The organism is Pseudomonas sp. B20(2017) (assembly GCF_002113125.1).
Classification (GTDB): Bacteria; Pseudomonadota; Gammaproteobacteria; order Pseudomonadales; family Pseudomonadaceae; genus Aquipseudomonas.
This window is the reverse complement of sequence record NZ_NEJP01000001.1, coordinates 340,633-363,684: the sequence shown is the minus strand read 5'-3', so window position 1 is coordinate 363,684 and position 23,052 is coordinate 340,633. Positions and strand designations below refer to the sequence as shown.

The following is a 23,052-nucleotide window of genomic DNA, read 5'->3' as shown; positions in this document are numbered from 1 at the left end:
AATTGCGGACTGGTGGTGGCAGTCCTTGTGATGTTGATTTAGTCGGTGGTCTCGTCCTGCTGCGATTGCATGTCTTCGTCGGCTTGGTAGGCACGAATGTCGATGAGCGATGCAACATGCCGAATGTGTGCGTATTTGGGCGCTTTCCGGCTTGAATCCAGCGTGGTGATCGGAAGCTGGATCCGGCCGCTGTTGATTTCCGACACGAACTTTTGCTCGTTGAGGTTGCGGAAATACTTCTCGCGCACCGTCTCCAGCGGAATCAGCACGTCACCGAAGGTGCGATAAAGCAGCTCGATGGTGGTGGATTCAGGGGCGGGACGTAGCCGTAGTGGAGCTTGGGCTGCGTTATTCATGGCTTTGTGTGGCCTCCTTGCGTTGTTTTCTTGCCGGATGGTTCCAAGCGTTCAGGCAGTGCCGTTTGGTCAGGTCCCGCAGATGCTCGGGCACCTCAAGGAGCGCGGCGTTGCGCTCCTCACGTGTCCGCATGGCGATGATCTGTCGGGCGTAATCCCTAGGCCACGTCACGGCGGTCTGCCGGGATGGCGGGTAGGTCGATGTCCAACTGGTCGGCCAGCCAACGAATGCCTGGTTGTTTCACTCTTGTCGATTGGCTGTACTGCATCCCAAACTTTTCGTGAAACCATTGGCCGTCCTTGACGCGCAGATACTCTTTGTCGCGTGTGGGGTAAGCAGGCAGGTTGCCCTTGAGCAGGTCTTTTTCCCGCATGAGGGAAATCAGCTTTGGACGGGTCAAGCCGAGTTGCGCTGCGGCTTGAGCGAGTGTGCGTTCCATGGCGTCTCCCTCATGCCGCGTGCGCAGCGGGAGTAGCCGCTGCGGCAAGGTGGTTGATGGACTCAATGACCTTTGCGTAGATCTCGGCATCGGAGTCGTACAGGGTGAAGCAGCGCGTATGCGGGCTCTTGTTGCCGATGCTCAAGATGGCGGTGACGCCGCGGCGCGAATGGGTGCGATGCAGCGCCACATGCAGTGGAAGCTCAAAACCCATGTCGAGGCTCAACACGCCACCGGTGTGCACCAGTTCGAATACGCGCTGCTTGTCCTGGACCTCAAAACGGCCGTATTGACGATCGGCATGCGCGAGATGCACCAGGTCGCTGGAGTTGCTCGCGTCGAACGGACCGTTGGCAATCTCTTCAATGAAGTCGGCCAGTTTGAGGTGCATCTTCTTGTCGTTTGGCAGGGTCAGCGTGTGGCGTTCGCTGCCCAGCTCTACTACAAAAGTGCTTTCCACGGTGCCGCGTTCAGCCTTCAGGCGGAATGCCAGGCATTCACGCTTCGGTGCTGTGCGCAGGACATGGTTGAAGGTCTCGGTCAGGTTGACCTGGGCGTTGAGCAACTGCAGGGTGCGGTTGTCGATCTTGTACTTGATCATGCCGCTTGCCCTCCATCGTTCGGATCGATAGGAGAGGGCTGGCAGGACTTGGCGACAAGCTTGGGTTTGCTGTTATGAATGACGACCAGACAGCCCGTGTCGAGCTGTAGCTGTTCGATCAGTTTGCGATTGCTGACGCACGCCGGATGGACGTGAAGGGTTGCGCAGGTTTGCATGGTTTTGCCTCGCTCTGTGGTGAAAGAGTGAGGCAAATATCACGCAGTGTGTTTTTTAAGTCAACACGATTTGTGTTTTTTAGTCACGTTGCGTGCAAAAAACGTGATGACTTGAGGATGCCGCCGACGAGGTGAATCTCAATCACGTCGGTCGCGGCGATATGGATTGGCGGGTGTTCGGCATTCACGCTGTCCAAGCGGTACATCCCATCTCTCAGGTAAATGAATTCCTTGATCATCGTTCGGCCTTCTGCGGTTCTGACCACAACCTCATCGCCGCTGAAGTAGCTTTTGTTGGGTTCTATCAGCACGTACTCACCATTTTTTATCCTGGGAAGCATGCTGTCGCCGGTAACCTTTAATCCGTATGCATCAGGGTCATCGCTGTGGATGCTCAAGTAGCCATCGCCGTGGCCTGGAGGAAAATCAAGCGCCTCAAAATATCCTTCATTGCCTAGCTGTGCTGTTCCAACCACCGGAACACTCCCTGTTTTCGCTCGTCCTACTGATGTTAATCCTTCGCTCTGGCTGGTCTTAAGCCGAGGGGGAAATCTGATGTCGAAAATGTTTCCATGTGCATCACCAGATAAATGGGGTAATGGTCCCTCGACATCTTTGACCAGCTCTGTCAGCGGCGTTTTCAGGGCGGCAGCAATTTTCCCTAGGTCCTGAAGGTTGGGTTGGCGTTGATCCTTCTCATAGTTACCAATACGAGACTGTGATTCCCAGCCACAGGCAAGTGCCAGATCTTTCTGGCTCATACCTTTAGCTTTTCGGAGTGATTTGATGCGTGAGCCTAGTGTGTTCATTTGTCTTTTTTACCACGCATTGAAATAAATTTATCGCACTTTGCGTGTTGTAAAAATCACGAATCGTGTTTATTCTGCGCTCCAGTTACAGGAGATCTTTATGAACAGGATTGCTGACCATCGAGAGAAGGCTGGTATCAAACAGCGTGATTTGGTTTTGATTCTGGGTTGGACGCAGACGCGGATTAGTAATTATGAATCCGGGCGCCGCATAGCCGGACTTGCAGAATCTCGTGCAATTACGGCTGCGTTGAATCAGCTCGGAATCAAATGCTCGCTTGATGATGTTTTTCCGCCGGAGATGGATTTCAAGAAAGTAGCTTAGAAAAAAGGCGACCCAAGGGTCGCCCAGTTCCTCCCGGCACGCACCACCACAGCGCTGTCGGGCCGCGATCGGCGTTGGCGGGCAAACCAAATGCAAAACCGCCCACACCTTTCGCGTTTTCCAAGGCTCGGAAGCCTTGGTGTTGCTGCCATTTCCACCACAGAGCTGGCAGCTGTTGCGCCAGGGGTGAACAACGGATTGTTCGCCTCGGCACGGTGCCGGTGTTGGTCTTAGGAACCTCGCCGGCGTTTGGGCCTATCAAGCCACACGACAAATGTATCACCACTCTCTGTCGTGCGGCACTGGCAACTTACAAGGATTAATGCCATGAGCCGTATCATTCTGAGCTCTCTAGACCGGGCGCAGCGGGAAGTCCTGCCGCTCGATCTTGCGCTTTACCATGCCGCACGGGACTACCCCGGTGGTGCCGCCGCTATCGCCGCCACCACCGGCCGGAATGCGACGACGCTGCAGCACAAGCTTTCCCCAACCCACCCAAGCCACACGGTGAACATTCAAGAGTTCGGCGAGATTCTGGAGCTGACCAAAGATCGCCGCATTCTGGATGCGGTGCATTCGTTAGTCGGTGACACGATCTGGCAGGAGCTGGCTGAGGCGTACACCAATGACATGCCTGAGACGTTGACCACCGGTATCGCGGAATACTTTCGCAAGGTGGCGGATCTGGCGGACACCTGGGCCAAGAGCATTGGTGACGGTGTCGTCACTGATGAGGAACTGGCCGCGATTCGCCTGCAAGTGTTTCGTGGGATTCAGGGGCTGCTGGGAATGTTCAACCGCGCCACGTACGTCAACCAGACCACGCGGGGTGTTGATCGTGGCTGATATCGCTGACTTTGCTAATGACTTGGTGCAAGAGCGCATCGATCAGGCGCTCGCTGCGCGCAACGCCACCAAGCCCGCCTTGGTGGCGCATTCGTTTCTGTTCTGCGAAACGTGCGATGACCCGATCCCGGAGGCCCGTCGTTTGGCGCAGCCCGGTTGCACGCAATGCGTGGGATGCCTTTCTCTCGCGGAACTGAAGGGGGCTCGCCATGCTGGATGATGTTCTGAGGCAGTTCGCCGATTACGGGCTTGAGCCAGCGCAGCCGCTCGTGTTTGGGAAGCTGACCCGCTGCAAGACGGCGCAGGATAAGGGCAAGGAAAAGAACGGCTGGTATGTCGTTCACGAGCAGCGTACGGAAAAGGGCGAGACGCTGATTTTCGGAGCGTTCGGTGATTGGCGCTCGGGCGAGTCGCAGAAGATCAAGGTCAAGGCTGGCCGAATGTCGCCAGAAGAGCGTGAGGTCATGCGCGCTCGGCAAGAAGAAGCCAAGCGCCGGGCTGCCGAGATCTCGGCCAATGCTGCACGTCGCGCGGCAAGTCGGGCGGCGGGGATGTTCAAGCGCATGCCGGAAAAAGGCCGTAGCGACTATCTTGATCGCAAGCAGATCGTCGGCTTCGGCGTTCGGTATGCGCCGCGAACCGGTGCATTCCTGGTGCCGATGAGCAATGTGCGCGACGAAATTGTCGGGCTGCAGGTGGTGTTTCCGACCAAGCAAGAAGACACCGGCCGGGACAAGTCCTATTGGCCTTACGGCATGTCGAAGGAGGGTGCTTTCCATCTGATCGGGCCGCACCCGGATCCGGGCGAGCCGGTGCTGGTGTGTGAGGGCTACGCCACGGGCGCAAGCCTGCATATGGCGACGTCGCTGACCGTGGCCATCGCGTTTGACGCCGGCAACTTGCTGGTGGTGTGCAAGGCGATGCGTGAGCGCTTCGCCGGCTGCCCGCTGATCATTTGCCGGGACGATGACTGGAAGACCACGAAACCGAACGGCGATGCCTGGAACCCTGGTGAAGAGAAGGCCAACAATGCGGCGCTGATCGTCGGTGGCCAGGTGGTCGCGCCGATCTTCTCCGGTGAGCGGGAGATCAAGTGGACCGACTTCAACGACCTGCATGTGGCCGAAGGTTTGGAGGCTGTGCGCCGTCAGGTACTGGCGGTGGTGAAGCCGCCGGCTGCTGGTGGCTGGAAGGACATGCTGGCTCGGAGTGAAAGCGGTGCGTTGATTGCGCACATGCAGAACGTCGAGTTGATCCTGGCCAACGATGAACGTTGGGCCGGGGTGATCAGTTACAGCGCGTTCAGTTCGAAGATCGTGAAGCTGCGTGCGGCGCCGTATGGCGGCGGTACGGGCGATTGGGCGGACATCGATGATGTGCGGGTGATGAAGTGGCTCGCGCAGCAGTACAACTTGCGGGTCAAGGCGTCGCATGTGATCGAGGCGGTGAGTGTTGTCGCGCATGACCATGCGTTTCATCCGGTACGGCAGTACCTGCGCAAGCTTGAGTGGGATCGCGTGCCGCGCCTGGAAAGCTGGCTCACAGACGTCATGGGCGTGAAGGCCACCGATTACTCTAGCAAGGTCGGTAAGCGTTGGATGTTGTCGGCCGTGGCGAGAGTAATGAAGCCGGGCTGCAAGGCTGACTCGGTGATGATTCTCGAGGGGGCGCAGGGCGCCGGTAAGTCGACGGCGATGAGCATTCTCGGCGGCGAGTGGTTCATGGATACGCCGTTCGCGCTGGGCGACAAAGATGGGTTTCAAGCGATCCGGGGCAAGTGGATCGTCGAGCTGGGCGAACTGGACAGCTTCAACAAGGCTGAAAGTACTAAGGCCAAGCAGTTCTTCTCGGCGTCCACCGATACCTACCGCGAGAGTTACGGCCGTCGCACGATGGATGTTCCGCGTCAGTGCGTGTTCGTGGGAACGACGAACCAAGACGAGTACCTGAAGGATGCGACCGGTAACCGCCGTTATTGGCCGGTGGCGTGTACAAAAGTGGATCTTGAGCTGTTGCGTTCGATCCGCGAGCAGCTGTGGGCTGAGGCGGTGTTCTGTTACGACGCGGGCGATCTCTGGTGGGTGACGCTGGATGAAGCGGCGATGTTCGGCGAAGAGCAAGACGAGCGCTTCGTAGTGGACGAATGGGAAACGCCAATCTTGACCTGGTTGGAAGAGTCGCAGATCGGTGAGACCACGACAGGCAGTGAGGTGTTGACGCAGGCGCTCAAGCTAGACCCGGGGCATTGGGGCAAGCCCGAGCAGATGCGGGTCGGGGCGATCCTGCATCGGTTGGGATGGCGACGATATCGGCTCGGAGCTATGACCAAGAGCCGGCAACGCCTGTGGGGATACAAGAAACCTGCGGATTGGGGCAGGGCGCCTGCTTTGGAGCAATCTGCTTTCGAGGAGCCTTGCTTCGATGATTAAGGAGATTGATTCGTTGCTGAAGCTGTGGGCTCAGGAGCTGCATTCCGAACATTCGAAAGGGGGGCTTGCTGGGGGGAACATGGTTGCCATGATGATGGAGAGCAATGGGCAACTGATTCGCGGGCGTCGTGCCTTTCGTGCACCGCTGGAGAGCTCTCTCGACATCGAGCTGATCGTGAATAAGCATCTGGCGCCCGAGCTGGTGACGGTTGTGCGGGAGCATTACTGCACACTCGATGTGGATATGCGCTTGCGTTACGCCCATTGCGGTTGTGGTCGCGACACCTACTACCAGCGTCTGCATGACGCACATCTGGTTATCTGGGGCATGTTTATGGGGGTGGCTGCTTGACCCCAGGCATGGCTCCGGCAGTTGTTGTCCTACCGGCCCGCCTTGTCCCACTATGTTTTGACGTAGTGGGACAGGTGCGGGCCTTGTCTTTTCAGGGTTGTCCCACCGTCCCACCTTGCAACGTCACCCGCCCGCATATGCGTAGCAGGCAGCAGTACGCGCGCTTCACGCGCAAGCGTGTTCTTTAAGTTCTTCCTTTACACGAGAAAGTAGAGAAAAAAGTAGGACGGTGGGGCAAAGCCCCGAGTTTAGGCGCTCTCAGGCGTCCCACTTCAATTCTGAATGGTGGGACGCATGGGACGCCGCCGAAACAACAGCATGCCGGGATGAGTTATTCGCCTACATTCGCTAGACGTTCACCCCACATTCACCACTTATTCACCGGGTGGCATTAAACCGGGGTTGCTGCCATCGGAATCGACCTGTAAAAAGTAGTCATCTTCGATAGGTGCGACCGCAGAGAGCGGCAGGCACCACACCACCAAACCCGGCCACTGCGCCGGGTTTTTGCGTTCATGGGGTAGGCGATGACAAGCGAGCAACAAGCACTGGCAGAGATGCCGATCTGGTTAGTGATCGTCCTGGCCCTGGTCGGCGGCGTATCGGGAGAGATGTGGCGGGCTGACAAGGACGGGGCGCGAGGCTGGGCGTTGTTGCGACGTCTTGCGCTTCGGTCAGGTGCCTGCATTGTCTGCGGAGTGTCGGCGATGATGCTGATGATCGCGGCCGGTATGACGATCTGGACGGCAGGAGCCTTGGGTTGCCTGACGGCGATGGCCGGTGCCGATGTGGCCATCGGGTTGTACGAACGCTGGGCTGCCAAGCGGCTGGGCGTCAGCGAAGTCCCGCCAGCCGGGGGCGAACAGGGGTGATGCACCGATCTGGGGCGCCGAAAACCGCCGGGGACCCTAGGGGTATCTGAAGGACACGGGGTCGGAAACCCGCGGGAAAGTGTTAGCGGGAGCGCCCCCAGCTTACTGAAATTCAATCCATTGAAATTGAAAGGTCTGCATTGAAAAGCCGTTGAAAGGAGGGCTTATGACAGAACCAACCTACCTGTCGAAAAGCGCCTTCGCGGCGCGGATCGGCAGGGCGCCGAGCTACATCACCTGGTTGAAAAACAACAACCGTCTGGTGCTGTCGCCGAACGGAAAACTGGTGGACGTGCAGGCCAGCGAAGCGTTGATTCGCGACACCGCCGACCCAAGCAAAGCCGCCGTCGCCGACCGACACCAACAAGACCGGATTCAGCGCGACGTGTACAACCAACTGTCCACGTCGGCAGAACCGACTTCCACGGCTGCGCCGCCGCAGGTTATCACCGGCGATGGCAAGCTCCCCGACTTCCAGAAAGCCCGCGCTCTGCGTGAGCACAACATGGCCAAGCTGGCCGAGATCGAGCTGGGCAAAGCCCAGGGCTCACTGGTCTCCAAGGAAGCCGTCGAGACCGGTGCCTACAACGCCGGCCGGTTGCTGCGCGATCAACTGTTCGGCCCCTTGCCGCAACTGTCCCACGACCTCGCGGTAATGACCGATCCCTGGCTGATCGAAAAACACCTGACGGCCACCTTCCGTCGAACGCTGGAGGAAGCCGAGCGCCTCTCTTCAGCCGACCTTGAACACGCCATGACAACGGACTGAACCCATGCACACGGAATTTCCTGACGGTGCAGAGGTGTACCGTGAGGCTTATTTCCGTGGACTACGCCCCGACCCAGATCTCTGGATCGATCAATGGGCCGACGAGTACATGCGGATCCCGCGAGACACCGGCGCTCCAGAGCCCGGCCAGTACCGCACCTCACGGACACCTTACGCCCGCGAGCCGATGCGTTGCCTGTCGCCGGCTCACCCCTGCAGGCGCGTGGTCACCATGGTGGCCTCGCAGTTGATGAAAACCCAGATCGCCCTGAACTGGATGGGCGGCCTGATTCACATGGCGCCCTCGAACATCCTGGCGCTGCTGCCGAGTCTGAGCCTGTCCAAACGGGTCTCCGGGCGGATCAGCAAGACCATTAAAGCGACACCAGTTCTGCGCGAGCGTGTCGCTGCTACCCGCTCGCGGGATGCACGTAACACGATGGACACCAAGGAGTTCGAGGGCGGCTCGCTGTATGTCACTACCGCCGGCTCTGCGGCCAACTTGTCAGAGCTGTCGGCGCGTTACATCTATGGCGATGAGGTTGACCGCTGGGAGAACGACGTCGGCCAGGAGGGTGATCCCATCCGACTGGCGGAGACGCGGGCGACCAACTTCGGCCGCAACGCCAAGATCTACTTTTCCAGTTCGCCAACGATCAAGGGCGCCTCGCGAATCGCGGATCTGTTCGAGTCCAGCGACCAGCGCCACTACTACGTGCCTTGCCCGCACTGTGGGCACATGCAGGTACTTGAGTGGGAAAACCTACTCTACTCGGCCGATTTCAGCGTAGTGCATTACAAGTGCGCGGCGTCCGGGATGGATTGTGATGTTCTGATCGAGGAGCATCATAAGAGCGATATGCTCGCTCGAGGCGAGTGGCGCGCTCATGCTAGTGGCGATGGCAAAACCGTTGGCTTCCATCTCAACGCACTGTACTCGCCGACCGGTTGGATGGATTGGGCATCGCTCGCCGTGGAGTTTGAAGACGCCAAAAAAGCTCAGGCCCAAGGCGACACGAGCCTGATGCAAGTGTTCTACAACACCCGACTTGCCAAGGTCTGGGATAGCGCACTCGAACAGACCAAGGCAGAAGTGCTGATCGCTCGGGCGCGGCAAGAGACCTATACCCTCGGCACGATGCCGGCCGGTGTGCTGATGCTGACTGGTTCTGTCGACGTGCAAGCCAATCGCCTGGAAATGATGGTGATGGGTTTTGGCGTCGGCATGGAGCGCTGGGTGGTCGATCACCAGGTCATCTGGGGCGATCCGGCCGACGAGCGCACCTGGGCAGTGCTGGACGAAAAACTCAAGGCTCGCTACCGGCATCCTTGCGGTGTCGGCTTGGGCATCCTTGCCGTTGGCGTCGACTCCGGCGGTCACCACACCGACGAGGTCTATCAGTTCTGCCGCGTGCGTCGTTGGCGCAACGTCTTCGCCATCAAAGGCGCGAGCAAACCGGGTAGACCGGTCATCGCACAGCGCCCGTCCCTGGTCGACGTGACCTGGAAAGGCCAGACCGAACGCAACGGCGCCGAGCTCTGGTTCGTCGGCACCGACACGGCAAAGGACTGGATCTACAACCGCTACCCGTTCCCGGACGGGCCGGGTTCGCTGCACTTTGCCAATGACCTGCCGGACGAGTTCTTTGCCCAGTGCGTCGCCGAGCGCAAGGTCGTGCGATACGTGCGCGGCCACAAGCGTATCGAATGGGTGAAGGGCAAGGCTGAGCGCAACGAAGCGCTCGACCTGATGGTGTACTGCCTCGCGATGGCTCATTACCTCGGCATCAACCGCTACCAGGAACACGACTGGGACCGGGTCCGTCAGGCGCTGGCCCAATCCGGTCTGTTCGACGATGCCTTGGGCATCAAGCCGGTTCAGGGGGAGCGCGTCGACGAAGGCGAAACGCCTGAACCTGCAGCTGTGCGGCAGGCTCAAGCCGCGCCACCACCACCTGCTGCGCCGGTCGTGCAGACACGTCCAGCCGCACCCCCTCAACGCCGCAGTTCCACCAGCGGTTATCTGAAGAGACGCTGATATGTCCTTTACCCAGAAACACCTCGAAGTCATCGAGCGTGCTATCGCGCGTGGCGAAAAGACCGTGCGCTACAGCGACCGAACGGTGGAATACCGCGACGTTGATGAGTTGCTCCGCGCACGGGAAGAAATACGCAGTTCGCTCTGCAGCGCTGTCGCTCCGCGCTCGCGGGTCGTGCGACTCAGTCACGGAGGCAAGGGAATCTGATGTCTCGACAATTTCCGGCACTGACGCGTAGCGGATTTTTGCTGCCATCGAACATCAAGGCCAGCTACGAAGGCGCCGGAGAGGGCCGTCGTTCGGCCAGTTGGGATGCTTCCGATAACGGAATCAACAGCATCAACACCCCGGCGCTACGCAACCTGCGAGCCCGGTCGCGGGCAGCGGTACGCAACGACCCGTACGCGGCCAACGCGATCAACAAACGCGTCAGTAACCTGATCGGCACTGGCATCACGCCGCGACCGAAGGTCAAGGACGAAGAACTGCGCAACCTGCTGCAGGAACTATGGGACGACTGGGCCGACGAGTCGGATGCAGACGGCCTCTGCGACTTCTATGGGCAGCAGGCGTTGGTCGCTCGCACCGTCGAAATGGCGGGCGAGTGCTTTGTCCGGTTGCGCCCGCGTGGTCTCGACGAGGGGCTGGTCGTGCCACTGCAATTGCAGACCCTGGCACCGGAGTTCGTTCCTCACGACAAATTCGAAACCACCCGCGACGGCAACATCATCCGCGCCGGGATCGAGTTCAACCCGGCCGGCAAGCGCGTGGCCTACTGGATGTACCGCTCGCACCCGCGTGACGCGTCGTCGCTCAACAGCGGCTACAACCAACTGGTGCGCGTGCCCTCCAGCCAGGTGCTACACATCTTCGAACCGCTGGAACCGGGTCAACTAAGAGGCGTGCCTCGCATGTCACCAGTGCTCAAGCGACTGCGCAGCCTGGACAACTACGACGACGCGGTGCTGTTCCGGCAGGAGGTCTCCAACCTGTTCGCCGGTTTCATCAAACGTCCGTCGCCGGACACGGGACAGGTTCCTCGCGACCCGGTCACCGGCCAGTTGATCACCGCCGACCGCGATGGCTTCACACCGATGGTCGCGCTGGAGCCCGGCACCATGCAGGAGTTGGGCGCGGGTGAGGAGGTCGAGTTCTCCAAACCACCGGACGCCGGCAACAACTACCCGGACTTCATGCGTCAGCAACTGATGGCCGCAGCGGCTGGTACCGACACGCCCTACGAGATCCTTACCGGTGACATGAAAGGCATCAACGACCGGGCGCTGCGTGTAGTGCTGAACGAGTTCCGACGCCGCCTTGAACAGCTGCAATTCAACGTCTACATCCACCAACTCTGTCGACCGGTACGCGCCGCGTGGCTGGACATGGCAGTGCTGGCCGGCGTGATCGAACTGCCGGACTACGCCAGTCGCCGCCGCGAATTTCTGCGCACGCGCTGGGTGCCGCAAGGCTGGGCCTACATCCAGCCAGTACAGGACGTGCAAGCGCGAATGCTGGAGGTCAACGCCGGATTCGCCTCGCGCAGTGAGATGTGTCTGCGCACTGGCTACGACGCCGAAGCCGTCGACGCGGAGAACGCGGCCGACGCCCAACGTGCCCGCAAGCTGGGCCTCAATTACCGAACGCTCGTCGAGGTCGATACCCACCCTGACGATCAGGAGAAACCATGAAACCGCCGTTCCCTCTACGGATCTTTAACAAACTGGACGGGCAACTGTCCGTGCAAGACAAACACTGGTACAGCCTCCGGGCCAGCGGGGAAGCCGAACAACGCACCATCGAGGTGTACGTTTACGGCGAGATCGGCACTTGGGGCATCACCGCCAATCAGTTTGTGCGTGATCTCGCCGAGCTGGATGACGGCACATCACCGATTGTGGTGGCGTTCAACAGCATCGGCGGCGACCTGTTCGACGGTCTGGCCATTAATAACGCCCTGAAGCGTTTGGGCGAGCGCTGCACCGGTCGGGTTGATGCTCTCGCTGCCAGTGCGGCGAGCGTTGCAGTCTGCGGCGCTCATCGGGTTGTAGTCGCGGAAAACGCAGCGCTGATGATTCACAACCCGTGGACGTACGCCTCGGGTGATGCCGAGGACATGCGCAAGGTCGCGACCGCGCTGGATCAAGCGCTGGAGCTCATAATCACGGCGTATAAAACCAAGGCGCCGAACATCGACGAAGTCGAGTTGCGGCGCTTGGTCAATGCAGAGACCTGGCTGACGGCCCGCGAAGCGGTGGCGCTTGGATTGGCCGACGAGGTCGGCGACGGTGTCCAGATCAAAGCATGCCTGGGGCAGGGCACGGTGATGCAGAAATACCAGCATACGCCCCAGGCGCTGTTAGATCTGCTCAACGAGCCCGCGAAACCGACCGAACCGGTGATCGACGATCCTGAAACACCTGAGCCTGGTGCGGATGCAGCGGCGCTGGCTCTGCTGATCAGCAAGTCCTGTAACCAAGGCGGAATGAGCAACCTCATCGAGCCACTACTGGCCACTACCAAGTTGGTCGATGAGGCGACCGTGAAGGCGGCCATCACTCAGGCCAAATCGATCCGCGATCTGTGCGTGGCCGCCCGGTTACCAGAGTTCGCGGTGGAGTTTGTGCAAGCTGGACTGGATGCCAGCGCCGTGCGTGCGCGGCTCTTCGACAAAGTCGTGGGGAAGGGCGGAGGCTTCGAGATCGACAACAGCCTGCCTCAGAGCGAAGACCCGCCGCCCAAAATTCAAGCCAAACAACCCGATCCGTCCTCGATCTGGGCAGCCCGTCAGGCCGCTCAGTCCCCAACCTCGAAAGGAGCAAGACCATGAACTCCAAACTGGAACCGATGCACGCAGGCGAATTCCTGCTGTCCGAGGGCGCCGGCAACATCTCCCGCGAAGCGATCAACGTCGCGGCAGGCCCGGCGCTGGAGCCCGGACAGATCCTCGGACTGGTGACTTCGAGCAGCGAATTCGCCCCGTACAACCCGACTGCCGAAGACGGCACGGAAAACGCCATGGCCATTCTCTACGGCCCACTCGGCGAGTCAGATGTCGTTCGTCGCGGTCGCGCTGTGGTGCGTCTGGCCGAGGTCAGCGAGGCCCATCTGACTGGCCTCGACCCGGCCGCCGAGAAAGCCTTGGCCGCGCACTTCCTGATCGTCCGCTAAGACGTTCCATCTTTCATATGCATCCCGCCGAGTGCGGGACTTTTCGTTTCTGGAGAGTACACCCATGGCCGATATCGCCATTTTTGAAGACGACGCCTTCAGCGTGCCCTCGCTGACCGCTGCGATCAACGAACAGGAATACCTGCCCGGCCGCATCAGCAGTCTTGGACTGTTTCGCGAGGAAGGCACTACCAACCTCACGGTGCAGGTCGAGAAGGACGGCGACACTCTCGCCCTGGTGCCGGCTGGTGAGCGCGGCAGTTCAGGCCTGGTGGTCGGTGGCAGCAAGCGTAATCTGATCCCTTTCAACACCGTGCACCTGCCGGAGCGCTTCACCATCAAGGCCGATGAGATCCAAGGCATCCGGGCTTTCGGTACGCGAACCGAGTTGCAGTCGGTACAGGACGTGGTCAACCGTCGACTTGCCAAGGCGCGGCGCCAGTTGGACGCCACTCATGAATTTCAGCGGATGGGCGCTCTGAACGGCCAGATCCTCGATGCTGATGGCAAGACGGTTTTGCTGGACATCTACAAGTCCTTTGGCGTGAACCGTCAGAAAATGCCCATGGGGCTCAATGACCCTGAAGCTGACCTGCGAGTGAATGCTGGTGAAGCGTTGGACATGCAGGCGGATGCGTTGGGCAGTGTGACCAGCTCGGGTTCTCGTGCCTTCTGCGGCAAGAACTTCTGGAACAAGCTGGTCAGTCACAAGTCGGTCAAGCAAACCTATCTCAACACTCTGCAAGCAGCGTCTCTTCGCGGTGATGCCCGCGAGAGCTTTGAATTCGGCGGCATTGTCTGGGAGCGCTATCGCGGCAAAGTGGCGGGCGTGCTGTTCGTGCACGATGACAAGGCGCTGCTGGTTCCCGAAGGTGTGCCGGATCTATACATCTCGGTCTTCGCACCGGCCGACTACATGGAGACGGTCAACACCGAAGGTCTGCCGTACTACAGCAAGCTCGAACCCTTGCCGTTCAACAAGGGTGTGGCCGGCGAAGCCCAGTCCAACCCGTTGCACCTGTGCACGCGACCACGGGCACAGATCCTCCTGGAACTCTGACCATGTCTTTCCGCGAGCTGCTGGAAGACATTGACGATACGGTGTTCGAAACGCTCGGCGACACGGCTCGGATCGAGGGCTACGACGAACCGGTGCTCGGCATGTTCGCTGCACCGTGGATGCAACCCAAGATGGGCAGCCTCAAAACGGCGTTGCGCGAGCCGAAGTTCGAGATCCGTGTCCGTGATTCGCACGGCCTGAAAAAAGGGCTGCTGGTGACCGTTGATTTACCGGCGTTGGATGGCGGCGGTGACTACGACCTGATGCAGCTGGAGCCAGGTGGTGACGGATTGGTCGCTTTGATCCTGAGGAAACGCCCATGAGTGTCGGCAGCTACTTTAAGCCCTCGGCCGGCGGCGGGATGATCTCCCTGCAGACCTCGGCGGCCGACCTGAAAGCCTTTCAGGATTTCGCCGCGCTGGTGCCGAAGGCCGCTGCTGCGGCACAGCGGCGAGCCATCAACAAAACGTTGCGATGGCTCGCCATGCAAATTGCTCGCGCCGTTGGCCGACAGGAGCGCATTGCGGTTGCTGCTGTGCGGCAGCGGCTGCGAGCTTACCCGGTCAGCGGTAGCGCGAACAGCGGTAAGCTGTGGTTCGGCCTCAACGCCATGGAAGCCAGCCGCATTGGCCGGCCTCGACAGAGCCGTTCCGGTGTGTCAGTGGCGGGGCGCCGTTTTCAGGGGGCGTTCTTCAAGAAGGTTTACGGCAACAGCGCGGATGTCTGGATCCGAACGGCCAGTAAGCATTTCGACGCCAGTGACTATCCCGATAGCGATGTCAGCGGGGCGGGCGGGGCCAGTTCGGGCTGGATCGCCGAACACGGCAGCCGCTTTCCACTGGCGAAAGCCAAGGTGTCGCTGGAGCAGGCGCGGCCACACTTCGAAAGCTGGATCCGCAAGGCCGATGAACAGTTGCTGCACGTCCTGCAGCAGGAACTCAATTTTGAACTGCAGAAACACCTGAAGGGGACATGACATGACGGATCAAGTCGATGAGCCGTTCAGCCTGGAGCAGTTGTATCAAGCCATTGAACGGCATATTCAGGATCACCTGCCAGGTATTCAGACTGTTGCAGTCTGGCCGAACATTGATGATCGCATCGCATTGCCGGCAGTTCTGATCGAGTTGGCGGAGATGGAGCCGGGACTCGATCCGGGAACGGGCGAAACGGGTCTGTCCTGCAAGTTCGAGGCGCGGGTGATTACCGACCCGATCCAGCCCGATCACCATCAGCAAGCGGTATTCATCGCCGGTCAGTTGGCCGTGCTGCTGCGAATGCAGTCGTGGGGCGTCGAAGTCGAACCGGCGGAGTTTGTTCAGGCCATGCAGGACTGGACCAAGCCGGAGCTGGATGGCTACACCGTCTGGGTTGTGGAATGGACGCAGCAGATCTACCTCGGCGAAACAAAATGGCCGTGGCTCGATCAGCCACCGGGCACGTTGCTGTTCGGCGTGGAGCCTGACACCGGCCTGGCCAACAAGGACAAGTACTTTTCGCCGGAGAATCTACCATGAGCGCCGGCTACGTGAGCGCCCAGCATGACCGCATGCTCGCAGGCCTGGTCAAGGACTGCTACGTGGTGGCGGTGGATCTAACGGCATCACCACCGGTGTGCCGCGTTTCGGACGGTGAATGGGTCAGCGGTTGGGTGCGCTGGCACAGCGTCGCCGCCGGCAAGGCACGGCACTGGCGAGCGCCAAGCCTGAATGAGCAGGGCACCTTAATCAGTGCCAGTGGCGAAGTGGCACAAGGCACGTTCATTCCCGGTTTATACGGTAACGGCGGGCCACCGCCTGACAACCGTGACCATGTCGAAGTCTGGCATTTCGAGGATGGCGGGCGCTTGGTCTACGACTGGCAGGACAGCATTTACAGCATCACGCTGCCCACCGGCACGGTCGTCATCAAGGTCGGGACAACCCTGGCCGAAGTGACCGACAACGCCGTCACCGTGAAGTCGGGAACGATCGATCTCGAAGGCAAAGTGAACATCAAGGGACCGGTGCATATCGACGGGCCACTGCACGCCACGCAAAACATCACCAGCGACGGTGCGATCCTGGACACCACCGGCAACACTGCCAACCACAAGCATTGATCACCCACCCATCCACCCAGCCCGCCGCGCGCGGGCTTTCTTATGCCTGGAGATACTCATGACCAAGGTCAAATCTGAAGTCGAGGCGTTCGCGGAAGCACTGCCAGTATCAGGGCTTGTCCCTGTTGCTCAGGGATTCCCCGGCCATGCCTCTGACCAGCTCATCAAGTTTCGCGACGCCCTCTACACCTCCCGCACGGTGGTTCTGCCGGACGGTCGCACCCTTCCCGTGGTCAATAGCCTGGTCATGGTCGAGGCGGGCGATGACGTCGCGCTGAAATACCTCAAGGTTCACCCTGAATACGAGCAGCTCAAGGAGTAGACCCGATGATCGGAATGGATCGCCACACCGGGCAGCCCATCTCCGGCATCGAGCATCTACGTCAGTCGGTTGCGGACATCCTCGGCACACCGTTGCTGAGCCGCCGCGAACGGCCGGAGTACGGCAGCAAGCTGCGGCGCATGGTCGACCTGCCGATCAACGAAGGTTGGAAGAGCGCGGCGCAGGCTGAGGCCGTGCGGGCACTCAACCAATGGGAGCCGCGACTCAAGCTTGAGCGCATCGTGGTTGTCTCCGTCCTCGGCGGGAAAATCAATTTCAAGATCAGCGGCGAATACCTCGGTGAGCGCGGCACGTTGGAGGTGTGGGTATGAGTACCCTGGTAGATCTGTCGGAGCTGCCGGCACCGGACGTGCTGGAACCGCTGGATTTTGAAGACACGTACAGCGAAGCGCTGGGCGTGTTCCGAGGGCACATGGGGCAGAACTGGACCGCCTCGCTGGAAAGCGATCCGGTGACCAAGCTGCTGGAGGTTGGCAGCTACATCAAGCTCGGTAACCGGGCACGTGTGAACGACGCGGCCAAGGCTCAGTTACTGGCCTACGCCACCGGCGCCGATCTGGATCACCTGGCCGCCAACGTCAACCTCAAGCGCCTGGTGATCCAAGCGGCGGATCCGCTGGCTGTGCCGCCGATTGCGGCGGTCATGGAGTCTCATGATGCGTTGCGCGAGCGTGTACAACTGGCCTATGAGGGGCTGACCACGGCCGGCCCCCGCAACAGCTACATCCTCCACGCACGAAACGCCTCGGCGCTGGTCGCCGATGCCACGGCGGAAAGCCCGGCGCCGGCCTGCGTCGACGTGACGGTGCTGGGATTAGAGGGCGATGGCACGGCTGGCCCGGAGTTATTGGCCTTGGTCGCTGTGGCTGTGAATGACGATGACGTGCGGCCGGTGGGCGACCGCGTCACCGTGCGCGGCGCCGAGATCCTGCGTTACCGGGTCGACGCCGTGCTGCACATGAAAGGCGCCGGCCCGGAGAACGACGCGGCGCTTACCGAGGCGATCCGTCGATTGGAAGCCTGGATCAATCCACGGCGCCGGCTGGGCATCGAGGTAGCCCGGTCTGGGGTCGATGCGCAGCTGCATGTCGCCGGTGTTGCGCGAGTGGAACTGAAAGATTGGCAGGATCTGAAACCCACCAAGGCGCAGGCCGCTTATTGCACGGGTTACACCGTTGTACTGGGAGGCTGACATGCGCAGTCTTTTGCCGCTCAACAGCACTCCCCTGGAACGGGGTATCGAGGCGACATTCGCCGAAACCACGTTGATTCCGTTGCGAACGTTGTACAACCCCGACACCTGTCCGGAGCACCTGCTGCCGCATCTGGCCTGGGCCTGGTCGGTCGACCGCTGGGATCCAGCCTGGTCGGAACCGGTCAAGCGCGCGGCCATCAAGGCGTCGTTCTTTATCCACAAACACAAGGGCACCATCGGTGCCTTGCGCAGAGTCGTCGAACCGCTGGGCTACCTGATCGAGATCGTCGAATGGTTCAACACGGTGCCAGAAGGCGTGCCGGGCACTTTTGCGTTGAAGGTCGGGGTACTGGATACCGGCATCACCGAGGAAATGTACCTCGAACTCGAACGCCTGATCGATGACGCCAAACCGGTCAGCCGCAAGTTGACGGGGCTGGCCATCAGCCTAGAGACGCAAGGCAACCTGAATGTGGGGGCATGCTTCTACGACGGCGACGAACTCGACATTTACCCGCCTGAAATGCAGGACATCAACGTCACCGGCAACTTCGGTGTGGTTGGGCGGGAACACTCCATTGACACCTTGGACATTTATTCATGATTGATGAGAATTCGAAGTTCTTCGCGATCCTCACGGACGTGGGTGCCGCCAAGCTGGCGAATGCCAACGTGCTTGGGGTTCCCTGGAACATTACACAGATGGGCCTGGGCGATGCGAACGGCACTGACCCGCAGCCCAGCGCCAAGCAAACCAAACTGATCAACGAGTGGCGCCGGCGGCCGCTGAATCAGCTACGCATTGATCCGGTCAATGCGGCAGTAATCATCGCCGAGCAGGTGATTCCAGCCGATGAGGGTGGCCGCTGGATTCGTGAGGTCGGACTGTACGATGCGGACGGCGACCTGATCGCGGTGGCCAACTGCGCGCCGAGCTTCAAGCCAATTCTGTCGCAGGGCTCGGGACGTACGCAGGTGGTGCGGATGAACCTGATTGTTTCCAGTACCGCGCAGATCAGTCTCAAGATCGATCCGGCGGTGGTGCTGGCGACGCGTGAGTGGGTCGACTCACGCATTCTGGAGGAACTGAGCAAGCTCGACATCAAGCAGTCGGTGCGAGCAGCCACCACGGCCAATATCAACCTGGTTGGTTTGCAGGTGGTGGACGGCGTTTCGCTGAACGCCGGTGACCGGGTGCTGGTGAAGAACCAAACGTTGGCCAAGGACAATGGCCCATGGGTGGCGGCGGTAGGTGCTTGGGTGCGAGCCAAAGATGCTGACAACAACACCAAGGTGACGCCGAATCTGACGGTGGCGGTCGAGGTTGGCGCAACTCAGGCCGACACGATCTGGCAGCTGGTAACGGATGGCCAGATTGTTGTGGGCACCACCGCACTGACGTTCAAGGACATCACCGACGGTTTTGCACGGTTGTTCTCGCCGACGTTCTCCGGCAACCCCACGGCCCCCACGCCTGCGCAGTTCGATAGCAGCAAGTCGCTGGCGACGACTGAGTTTCTCAAGCGGCGCGGTATCGAGTTCTCGGGGTTCACGACCAGCGATGCGAGCCTGGTGCTTTCGGCGGCGCACGTCGGAGGCCTTCACAGTTTCTCCGCCGCAGCACAGCTCACGGCGACCTTGCCGCCGACAGCAGGTGTTGCGCAGGGAGCCACGATCACGTTGGTCAGTGCTGGCCCGGGTGGCTTGAAAGTCGTGGGTTCGGGTACAGATGTGGTGTACACCTCGACCGGTGTGGCCGGGCCTCTGGTGTTGGCCCTAGGCGACACGGCCGAGTTTATCCGCCTGCAAGACCAGTGGCGACTGGTCGGCGGTTCGGCGCTATTGCGCTTTGCAGGCACGATGAGCGGCGCGCACTTCATCACGCAGCCGCAGTTCGATAGCGGCAAGGCGCTGGCCACGACGGAGTTTGCGCAGCGAGCACAGGGGAATTTTGCTGGGCGTGTGGATATCGGAGCATTGCCCGCAACGCTCAGTGCCTCGGCCGCGGGCTGCCGTATTGTGCTGGCGGCGTCCGGAACGCTGACCCTACCGCCTCTGGCGTCGGTGCCCAGCGGCACGAATTTTTATTTATTCAACTCCGCGCCTGGTGTGATCACCGTTGCTCGTCAGGGTGCGGATTTTATTGCCGCGCTTACCGGCAATTTGCTGACTTCTGTGACTCTGCAATCGCTTTCAACCATCGTGATAACGGCGGGGAACGGGCAATGGGTCGTTGAAAGCGGATTGTCTGCTTTGAAGTACGCGCCCGAGTTCGCTTGTAATAATGCCGTGGCCGGCTGGGTCAAGAACCCCAGCGGTTTGATCGAACAATGGGGCGTAGGGACAACGGATGCCAATGGTCAAGTTTACGTTTCTTTCCCGTTAGCCTTTTCCGGGGCCGGTGTGCGTAACGTTTCCCTATTGCATCAAGGCGGGCTGCCTGTGATGGCGTGTGTCGTCGCAGGAACTTTGAATAATTCCGGCTGCACTCTGCGCGTTGCGCAGGCCTCAGGCGGTCAAGCGGGATGGTCGGTTCTTTGGCGAGTAATAGGTTTCTAATCATGGATAAAGTCATTTTCTTTAGTCCTTCCACCTGCGGGGCTTACAGGTTGGATGTGCATGGCTCTGATATGCCAGCGGACGTAGTGGAGGTGCCCGAGGGCAATTGGCTTGGACTGCTCAAAGAGCTTGAAACCAGTCCTAAAAAAATGTCGTCCCGCCCCGATGGTCAGCCGGTGCTGATCGATCCGCCGCCGCTGGATGCTGCCGAGCTGGGGGCAGTCGAGCGGGCTTGGCGTGACGCACAGTTGGCCCTGACTGATCCGCTGGTTTCACGGCATCGCGACGAGCTGGAAGAAGGAGGCGAATCCTCGCTTACGGTTGATCAGTACTCGGAATTGCAGGCCTACCGCCGGCAGTTGCGCGACTGGCCGCAAGGCTCACAATTCCCGCTCGCGGAACACCGTCCGCCGGCGCCGACCTGGCTGGCAACGCAAACCACCTGAGCGCCCCGCACTGACGGGGCGTTTTTCATTCCGCCTCACGCTACATAAACACCTCAAGCCTCGCAGACAAGCGGGGCTTTTTCGTTTCTGGAGAACGAGCCTTATGAGTTTCTTTCACGGCGTCACGACCACAGCGGTCGACACCGGCGCGCGCACCATCACGCTGCCGTCTTCCTCGATCATCGGTTTGTGCGACACCTTCACGCCGGGTGTGTTGGGCGGCGGCACTGCCAAGGCTGGGGAACTGAAGCTGATCACCACCGAGCGCGAGGCCATTGCAGCGTTCGGCGCGGAATCGGCAATTACCCGAGCCTGCCAGGCGATCTACAAAAAAGCTAAGGCGGTGATCGTCGCCATCGGCGTGCCGAAGATGGACGATCCTGCGCTGCAGACATCGGCCATTATCGGCGGCGTGTTGGTTTCGGGTCAGCGTACTGGCCTGCAGGCACTGCTCGATGGCAAAAGTCTGTTCAACGCCCAACCGCGTTTGTTGATTGCACCTGGTCATTCGGCCACTAAGGCGGTGGCCACCGCCATCGATGGTCTGGCGCAGAAGCTGCGCGCCATCGGCATCATCGACGGGCCATGCACCACCGACGAGGAAGCCATGGCCTACGCCGACAATTTCGGCAGTCGCAACTTGTTTATGGTCGATCCCGGTGTGCAGTTCTGGGATACAGGAGTAAGCAAGACGGTGGATGCTCCCGGCTCTGCCTGGACCGCCGGCCTGTTTGCTTGGACGGATGCGACCTACGGTTTCTGGGCCTCTCCGTCGAACAAGGAGTTCACCGGCATCACCGGTACGACCCGCGCCGTCGAGTACCTGGACGGTGACGAAACCTGTCGGGCCAACCTGCTCAACAACGCCAACATCACCACGATCATTCGCGACGACGGCTACCGCCTTTGGGGTAACCGCACGCTGTCGAGCGATCCGAAGTGGGCGTTCGTCACCCGCGTACGCACGCTGTTCATCCTCATGGATGCGGTGCAGGCCGGCCACAAGTGGGCGGTCGACCGCTCGATCACCAAGACCTACGTCAAGGACGTCACCGACGGCCTGGAAGCGTTCATGCGCGACCTGAAAAACCAAGGTGCGGTGATCAACTTCGAGGTATTTCCGGATCACGAATTGAACACCGCCAGCCAGATCGAGCAGGGCAAGGTGTACTGGCGCATCCGATTCACCGACGTGCCGCCGGCTGAAAACCCGAACTTCCTTTTTGAGGTCACCAACGAGTGGATGACCGAAGTGCTTGAACCTGCCTAAGGAGGCACCCTGATGATTCCTGAAGTTCTCTCCAACTGCGCCGGGTTTATCGACGGCGTCAGTTTTGCCGGCGAAATGCCGAGCCTGACCCTGCCCAAGGTGGTGCTGAAAACCGAAGCCTATCGAGGCGGCGGTATGGCCGGTGAGGTCGAGATCCCGACCGGCGTGGAAAAACTGGAAGCCGGCTTTACCACCAACGGTGTGCGGCGCGAAGCGCTCAAATTCTTCGGTTTGTCCGACCGCACCGCCTGCAGCGCTGTATTCCGAGGTTCGTTCAAGGGGCTCAAGGGCAAGGTCACCCCGGTGATCGTCACCATGCGTGGCGGTATCAAGGAGGTCGACATGGGCGACTGGAAGGCCGGCGAGAAGGCCGAGACCAAACACAACATGGCATTGACTTACTACAAGCTCGAAGTCGCCGGCCGGGTGATTTACGAGATCGACATGCTGGGCATGGTGCTGGTCATCGATGGCGTCGACCAGCTCGCAGACGAACGTGCGGCCCTGGGCCTTTAAGGAAAAATACGAAATGAGCCAAGACATCCAACCGACAACCGAAAAACCGTTGCCGAAGTGGCTGCAGCTGTCTGACGACGGCTTTCGCATCAGCCTCAAGTACCCGACTGAACTGTCCGGTGTCACGGTCGACACCCTGATGATGCGCGCACCGTGCGTGCGTGATGTGCGAGCTGCGCAGGCGGCCTCCAATGGTGATGCCGAGCAGCGCGAAATGTCGTTGTTCGCTTCGCTGACCCAGACCCCTGAAGCGGATCTGATGGGTCTGAAGATGGTCGACTACCTGCGCCTGCAGGCCGGCTACTTTCGCCTGGTCACGGACGAGTAAATGCGACGGTTCTACGTTGAAGATCCTGGCCAAGCGCATGGCCAGGGAG

At 60.2% G+C, this 23,052-nt stretch carries 30 protein-coding genes; 26 read left to right on the top strand and 4 right to left on the bottom strand.

Annotated elements, in window-relative coordinates; genetic code table 11:
• Positions 1-38 precede the first annotated feature (38 nt).
• The 4 genes from CAF63_RS01775 to CAF63_RS01755 all read right to left on the bottom strand — a co-directional run bounded on the left by CAF63_RS01775 (position 39) and on the right by CAF63_RS01755 (position 2,382).
• A complete protein-coding gene (locus CAF63_RS01775; RefSeq protein WP_085683169.1) occupies positions 39-356 on the bottom strand; it encodes a pyocin activator PrtN family protein in 318 nt (105 codons plus the stop codon).
• 158 nt (positions 357-514) lie between these two features.
• Positions 515-796: a phage antirepressor KilAC domain-containing protein gene (locus CAF63_RS01770; RefSeq protein ID WP_085683168.1), complete on the bottom strand. Its 282-nt coding sequence runs from the start codon at positions 794-796 to the stop codon at positions 515-517.
• 10 nt (positions 797-806) lie between these two features.
• Positions 807-1,397: a hypothetical protein gene (locus tag CAF63_RS01765; RefSeq protein ID WP_085683167.1), complete on the bottom strand. Its 591-nt coding sequence runs from the start codon at positions 1,395-1,397 to the stop codon at positions 807-809.
• Positions 1,398-1,656: 259 nt separating this feature from the next.
• Entirely contained in the window at positions 1,657-2,382 is a 726-nt protein-coding gene (locus CAF63_RS01755) for an XRE family transcriptional regulator (RefSeq protein WP_085683165.1), read from the bottom strand.
• Between the two features lie 100 nt (positions 2,383-2,482).
• Between CAF63_RS01755 and CAF63_RS01750 the strand changes: the two genes are divergently transcribed.
• The 26 genes from CAF63_RS01750 (at position 2,483) to CAF63_RS01625 (ending at position 23,003) form a co-directional block, all read left to right on the top strand.
• Entirely contained in the window at positions 2,483-2,707 is a 225-nt protein-coding gene (locus CAF63_RS01750; protein ID WP_178081252.1) for a helix-turn-helix transcriptional regulator, read from the top strand.
• A gap of 327 nt (positions 2,708-3,034) precedes the next feature.
• Positions 3,035-3,553, top strand: coding sequence for a phage regulatory CII family protein (locus CAF63_RS01745; RefSeq protein WP_085683164.1), 519 nt, complete (start codon positions 3,035-3,037; stop codon positions 3,551-3,553).
• Positions 3,546-3,773, top strand: a complete 228-nt coding sequence (locus CAF63_RS01740) for a TraR/DksA family transcriptional regulator (RefSeq protein ID WP_085683351.1) — start codon at positions 3,546-3,548, stop codon at positions 3,771-3,773. Before CAF63_RS01745 ends, CAF63_RS01740 begins: the two co-directional genes overlap by 8 nt.
• Complete coding sequence (locus CAF63_RS01735) at positions 3,763-5,982, top strand: VapE domain-containing protein (RefSeq protein WP_085683163.1); 2,220 nt, start codon at positions 3,763-3,765, stop codon at positions 5,980-5,982. Before CAF63_RS01740 ends, CAF63_RS01735 begins: the two co-directional genes overlap by 11 nt.
• Entirely contained in the window at positions 5,975-6,334 is a 360-nt protein-coding gene (locus CAF63_RS01730) for a hypothetical protein (RefSeq protein ID WP_085683162.1), read from the top strand. The genes CAF63_RS01735 and CAF63_RS01730 overlap by 8 nt, the downstream gene beginning before the upstream one ends.
• A gap of 527 nt (positions 6,335-6,861) precedes the next feature.
• Positions 6,862-7,206 (top strand): phage holin family protein, encoded by a 345-nt coding sequence (locus CAF63_RS01725; RefSeq protein ID WP_071550918.1) that lies wholly within the window; start codon positions 6,862-6,864, stop codon positions 7,204-7,206.
• A gap of 166 nt (positions 7,207-7,372) precedes the next feature.
• Positions 7,373-7,975 (top strand): terminase small subunit, encoded by a 603-nt coding sequence (locus tag CAF63_RS01720; protein ID WP_085683161.1) that lies wholly within the window; start codon positions 7,373-7,375, stop codon positions 7,973-7,975.
• A gap of 4 nt (positions 7,976-7,979) precedes the next feature.
• A complete protein-coding gene (locus CAF63_RS01715; RefSeq protein WP_085683160.1) occupies positions 7,980-10,013 on the top strand; it encodes a phage terminase large subunit family protein in 2,034 nt (677 codons plus the stop codon).
• A 1-nt stretch (position 10,014) separates the two neighbouring features.
• On the top strand, positions 10,015-10,221 hold the full coding sequence (locus CAF63_RS01710) for a phage head-tail joining protein (protein ID WP_085683159.1): 207 nt from the start codon (positions 10,015-10,017) through the stop codon (positions 10,219-10,221).
• The gene (locus CAF63_RS01705; RefSeq protein ID WP_085683158.1) at positions 10,221-11,705 is read left to right on the top strand and encodes a phage portal protein; all 1,485 of its coding nucleotides are present in this window, start codon (positions 10,221-10,223) and stop codon (positions 11,703-11,705) included. The genes CAF63_RS01710 and CAF63_RS01705 overlap by 1 nt, the downstream gene beginning before the upstream one ends.
• A complete protein-coding gene (locus tag CAF63_RS01700; RefSeq protein WP_085683157.1) occupies positions 11,702-12,844 on the top strand; it encodes a head maturation protease, ClpP-related in 1,143 nt (380 codons plus the stop codon). Before CAF63_RS01705 ends, CAF63_RS01700 begins: the two co-directional genes overlap by 4 nt.
• Positions 12,841-13,185, top strand: coding sequence for a head decoration protein (locus CAF63_RS01695; protein WP_085683156.1), 345 nt, complete (start codon positions 12,841-12,843; stop codon positions 13,183-13,185). The genes CAF63_RS01700 and CAF63_RS01695 overlap by 4 nt, the downstream gene beginning before the upstream one ends.
• Positions 13,186-13,249: 64 nt before the next feature.
• Positions 13,250-14,245 carry a major capsid protein gene (locus CAF63_RS01690; protein ID WP_085683155.1) on the top strand — a complete coding sequence of 332 codons (996 nt, stop codon included), beginning with the start codon at positions 13,250-13,252 and terminating at the stop codon, positions 14,243-14,245.
• A 2-nt stretch (positions 14,246-14,247) separates the two neighbouring features.
• Complete coding sequence (locus tag CAF63_RS01685; RefSeq protein WP_085683154.1) at positions 14,248-14,568, top strand: hypothetical protein; 321 nt, start codon at positions 14,248-14,250, stop codon at positions 14,566-14,568.
• The gene (locus CAF63_RS01680) at positions 14,565-15,221 is read left to right on the top strand and encodes a hypothetical protein (RefSeq protein WP_085683153.1); all 657 of its coding nucleotides are present in this window, start codon (positions 14,565-14,567) and stop codon (positions 15,219-15,221) included. Before CAF63_RS01685 ends, CAF63_RS01680 begins: the two co-directional genes overlap by 4 nt.
• Position 15,222: 1 nt before the next feature.
• On the top strand, positions 15,223-15,762 hold the full coding sequence (locus CAF63_RS01675) for a hypothetical protein (RefSeq protein WP_085683152.1): 540 nt from the start codon (positions 15,223-15,225) through the stop codon (positions 15,760-15,762).
• Positions 15,759-16,346, top strand: coding sequence for a phage baseplate assembly protein V (locus CAF63_RS01670; RefSeq protein ID WP_085683151.1), 588 nt, complete (start codon positions 15,759-15,761; stop codon positions 16,344-16,346). The genes CAF63_RS01675 and CAF63_RS01670 overlap by 4 nt, the downstream gene beginning before the upstream one ends.
• Positions 16,347-16,404: 58 nt before the next feature.
• Positions 16,405-16,668 carry a hypothetical protein gene (locus CAF63_RS01665; RefSeq protein WP_085683150.1) on the top strand — a complete coding sequence of 88 codons (264 nt, stop codon included), beginning with the start codon at positions 16,405-16,407 and terminating at the stop codon, positions 16,666-16,668.
• 5 nt (positions 16,669-16,673) lie between these two features.
• Positions 16,674-17,000 (top strand): GPW/gp25 family protein, encoded by a 327-nt coding sequence (locus CAF63_RS01660; RefSeq protein ID WP_085683149.1) that lies wholly within the window; start codon positions 16,674-16,676, stop codon positions 16,998-17,000.
• Positions 16,997-17,881, top strand: a complete 885-nt coding sequence (locus CAF63_RS01655) for a baseplate J/gp47 family protein (protein ID WP_085683148.1) — start codon at positions 16,997-16,999, stop codon at positions 17,879-17,881. The genes CAF63_RS01660 and CAF63_RS01655 overlap by 4 nt, the downstream gene beginning before the upstream one ends.
• 1 nt (position 17,882) lies before the next feature.
• A complete protein-coding gene (locus CAF63_RS01650; RefSeq protein ID WP_085683147.1) occupies positions 17,883-18,488 on the top strand; it encodes a phage tail protein I in 606 nt (201 codons plus the stop codon).
• Positions 18,485-20,443, top strand: a complete 1,959-nt coding sequence (locus tag CAF63_RS01645) for a phage tail protein (RefSeq protein WP_085683146.1) — start codon at positions 18,485-18,487, stop codon at positions 20,441-20,443. Before CAF63_RS01650 ends, CAF63_RS01645 begins: the two co-directional genes overlap by 4 nt.
• A gap of 2 nt (positions 20,444-20,445) precedes the next feature.
• Positions 20,446-20,889, top strand: a complete 444-nt coding sequence (locus CAF63_RS01640) for a phage tail assembly chaperone (RefSeq protein WP_085683145.1) — start codon at positions 20,446-20,448, stop codon at positions 20,887-20,889.
• A gap of 103 nt (positions 20,890-20,992) precedes the next feature.
• Positions 20,993-22,159, top strand: a complete 1,167-nt coding sequence (locus CAF63_RS01635; RefSeq protein ID WP_085683144.1) for a phage tail sheath family protein — start codon at positions 20,993-20,995, stop codon at positions 22,157-22,159.
• Positions 22,160-22,171: 12 nt separating this feature from the next.
• Positions 22,172-22,675 (top strand): phage major tail tube protein, encoded by a 504-nt coding sequence (locus CAF63_RS01630; RefSeq protein ID WP_085683143.1) that lies wholly within the window; start codon positions 22,172-22,174, stop codon positions 22,673-22,675.
• A 13-nt stretch (positions 22,676-22,688) separates the two neighbouring features.
• Positions 22,689-23,003, top strand: a complete 315-nt coding sequence (locus tag CAF63_RS01625) for a phage tail assembly protein (RefSeq protein WP_085683142.1) — start codon at positions 22,689-22,691, stop codon at positions 23,001-23,003.
• The last annotated feature ends 49 nt before the right edge of the window (positions 23,004-23,052 follow it).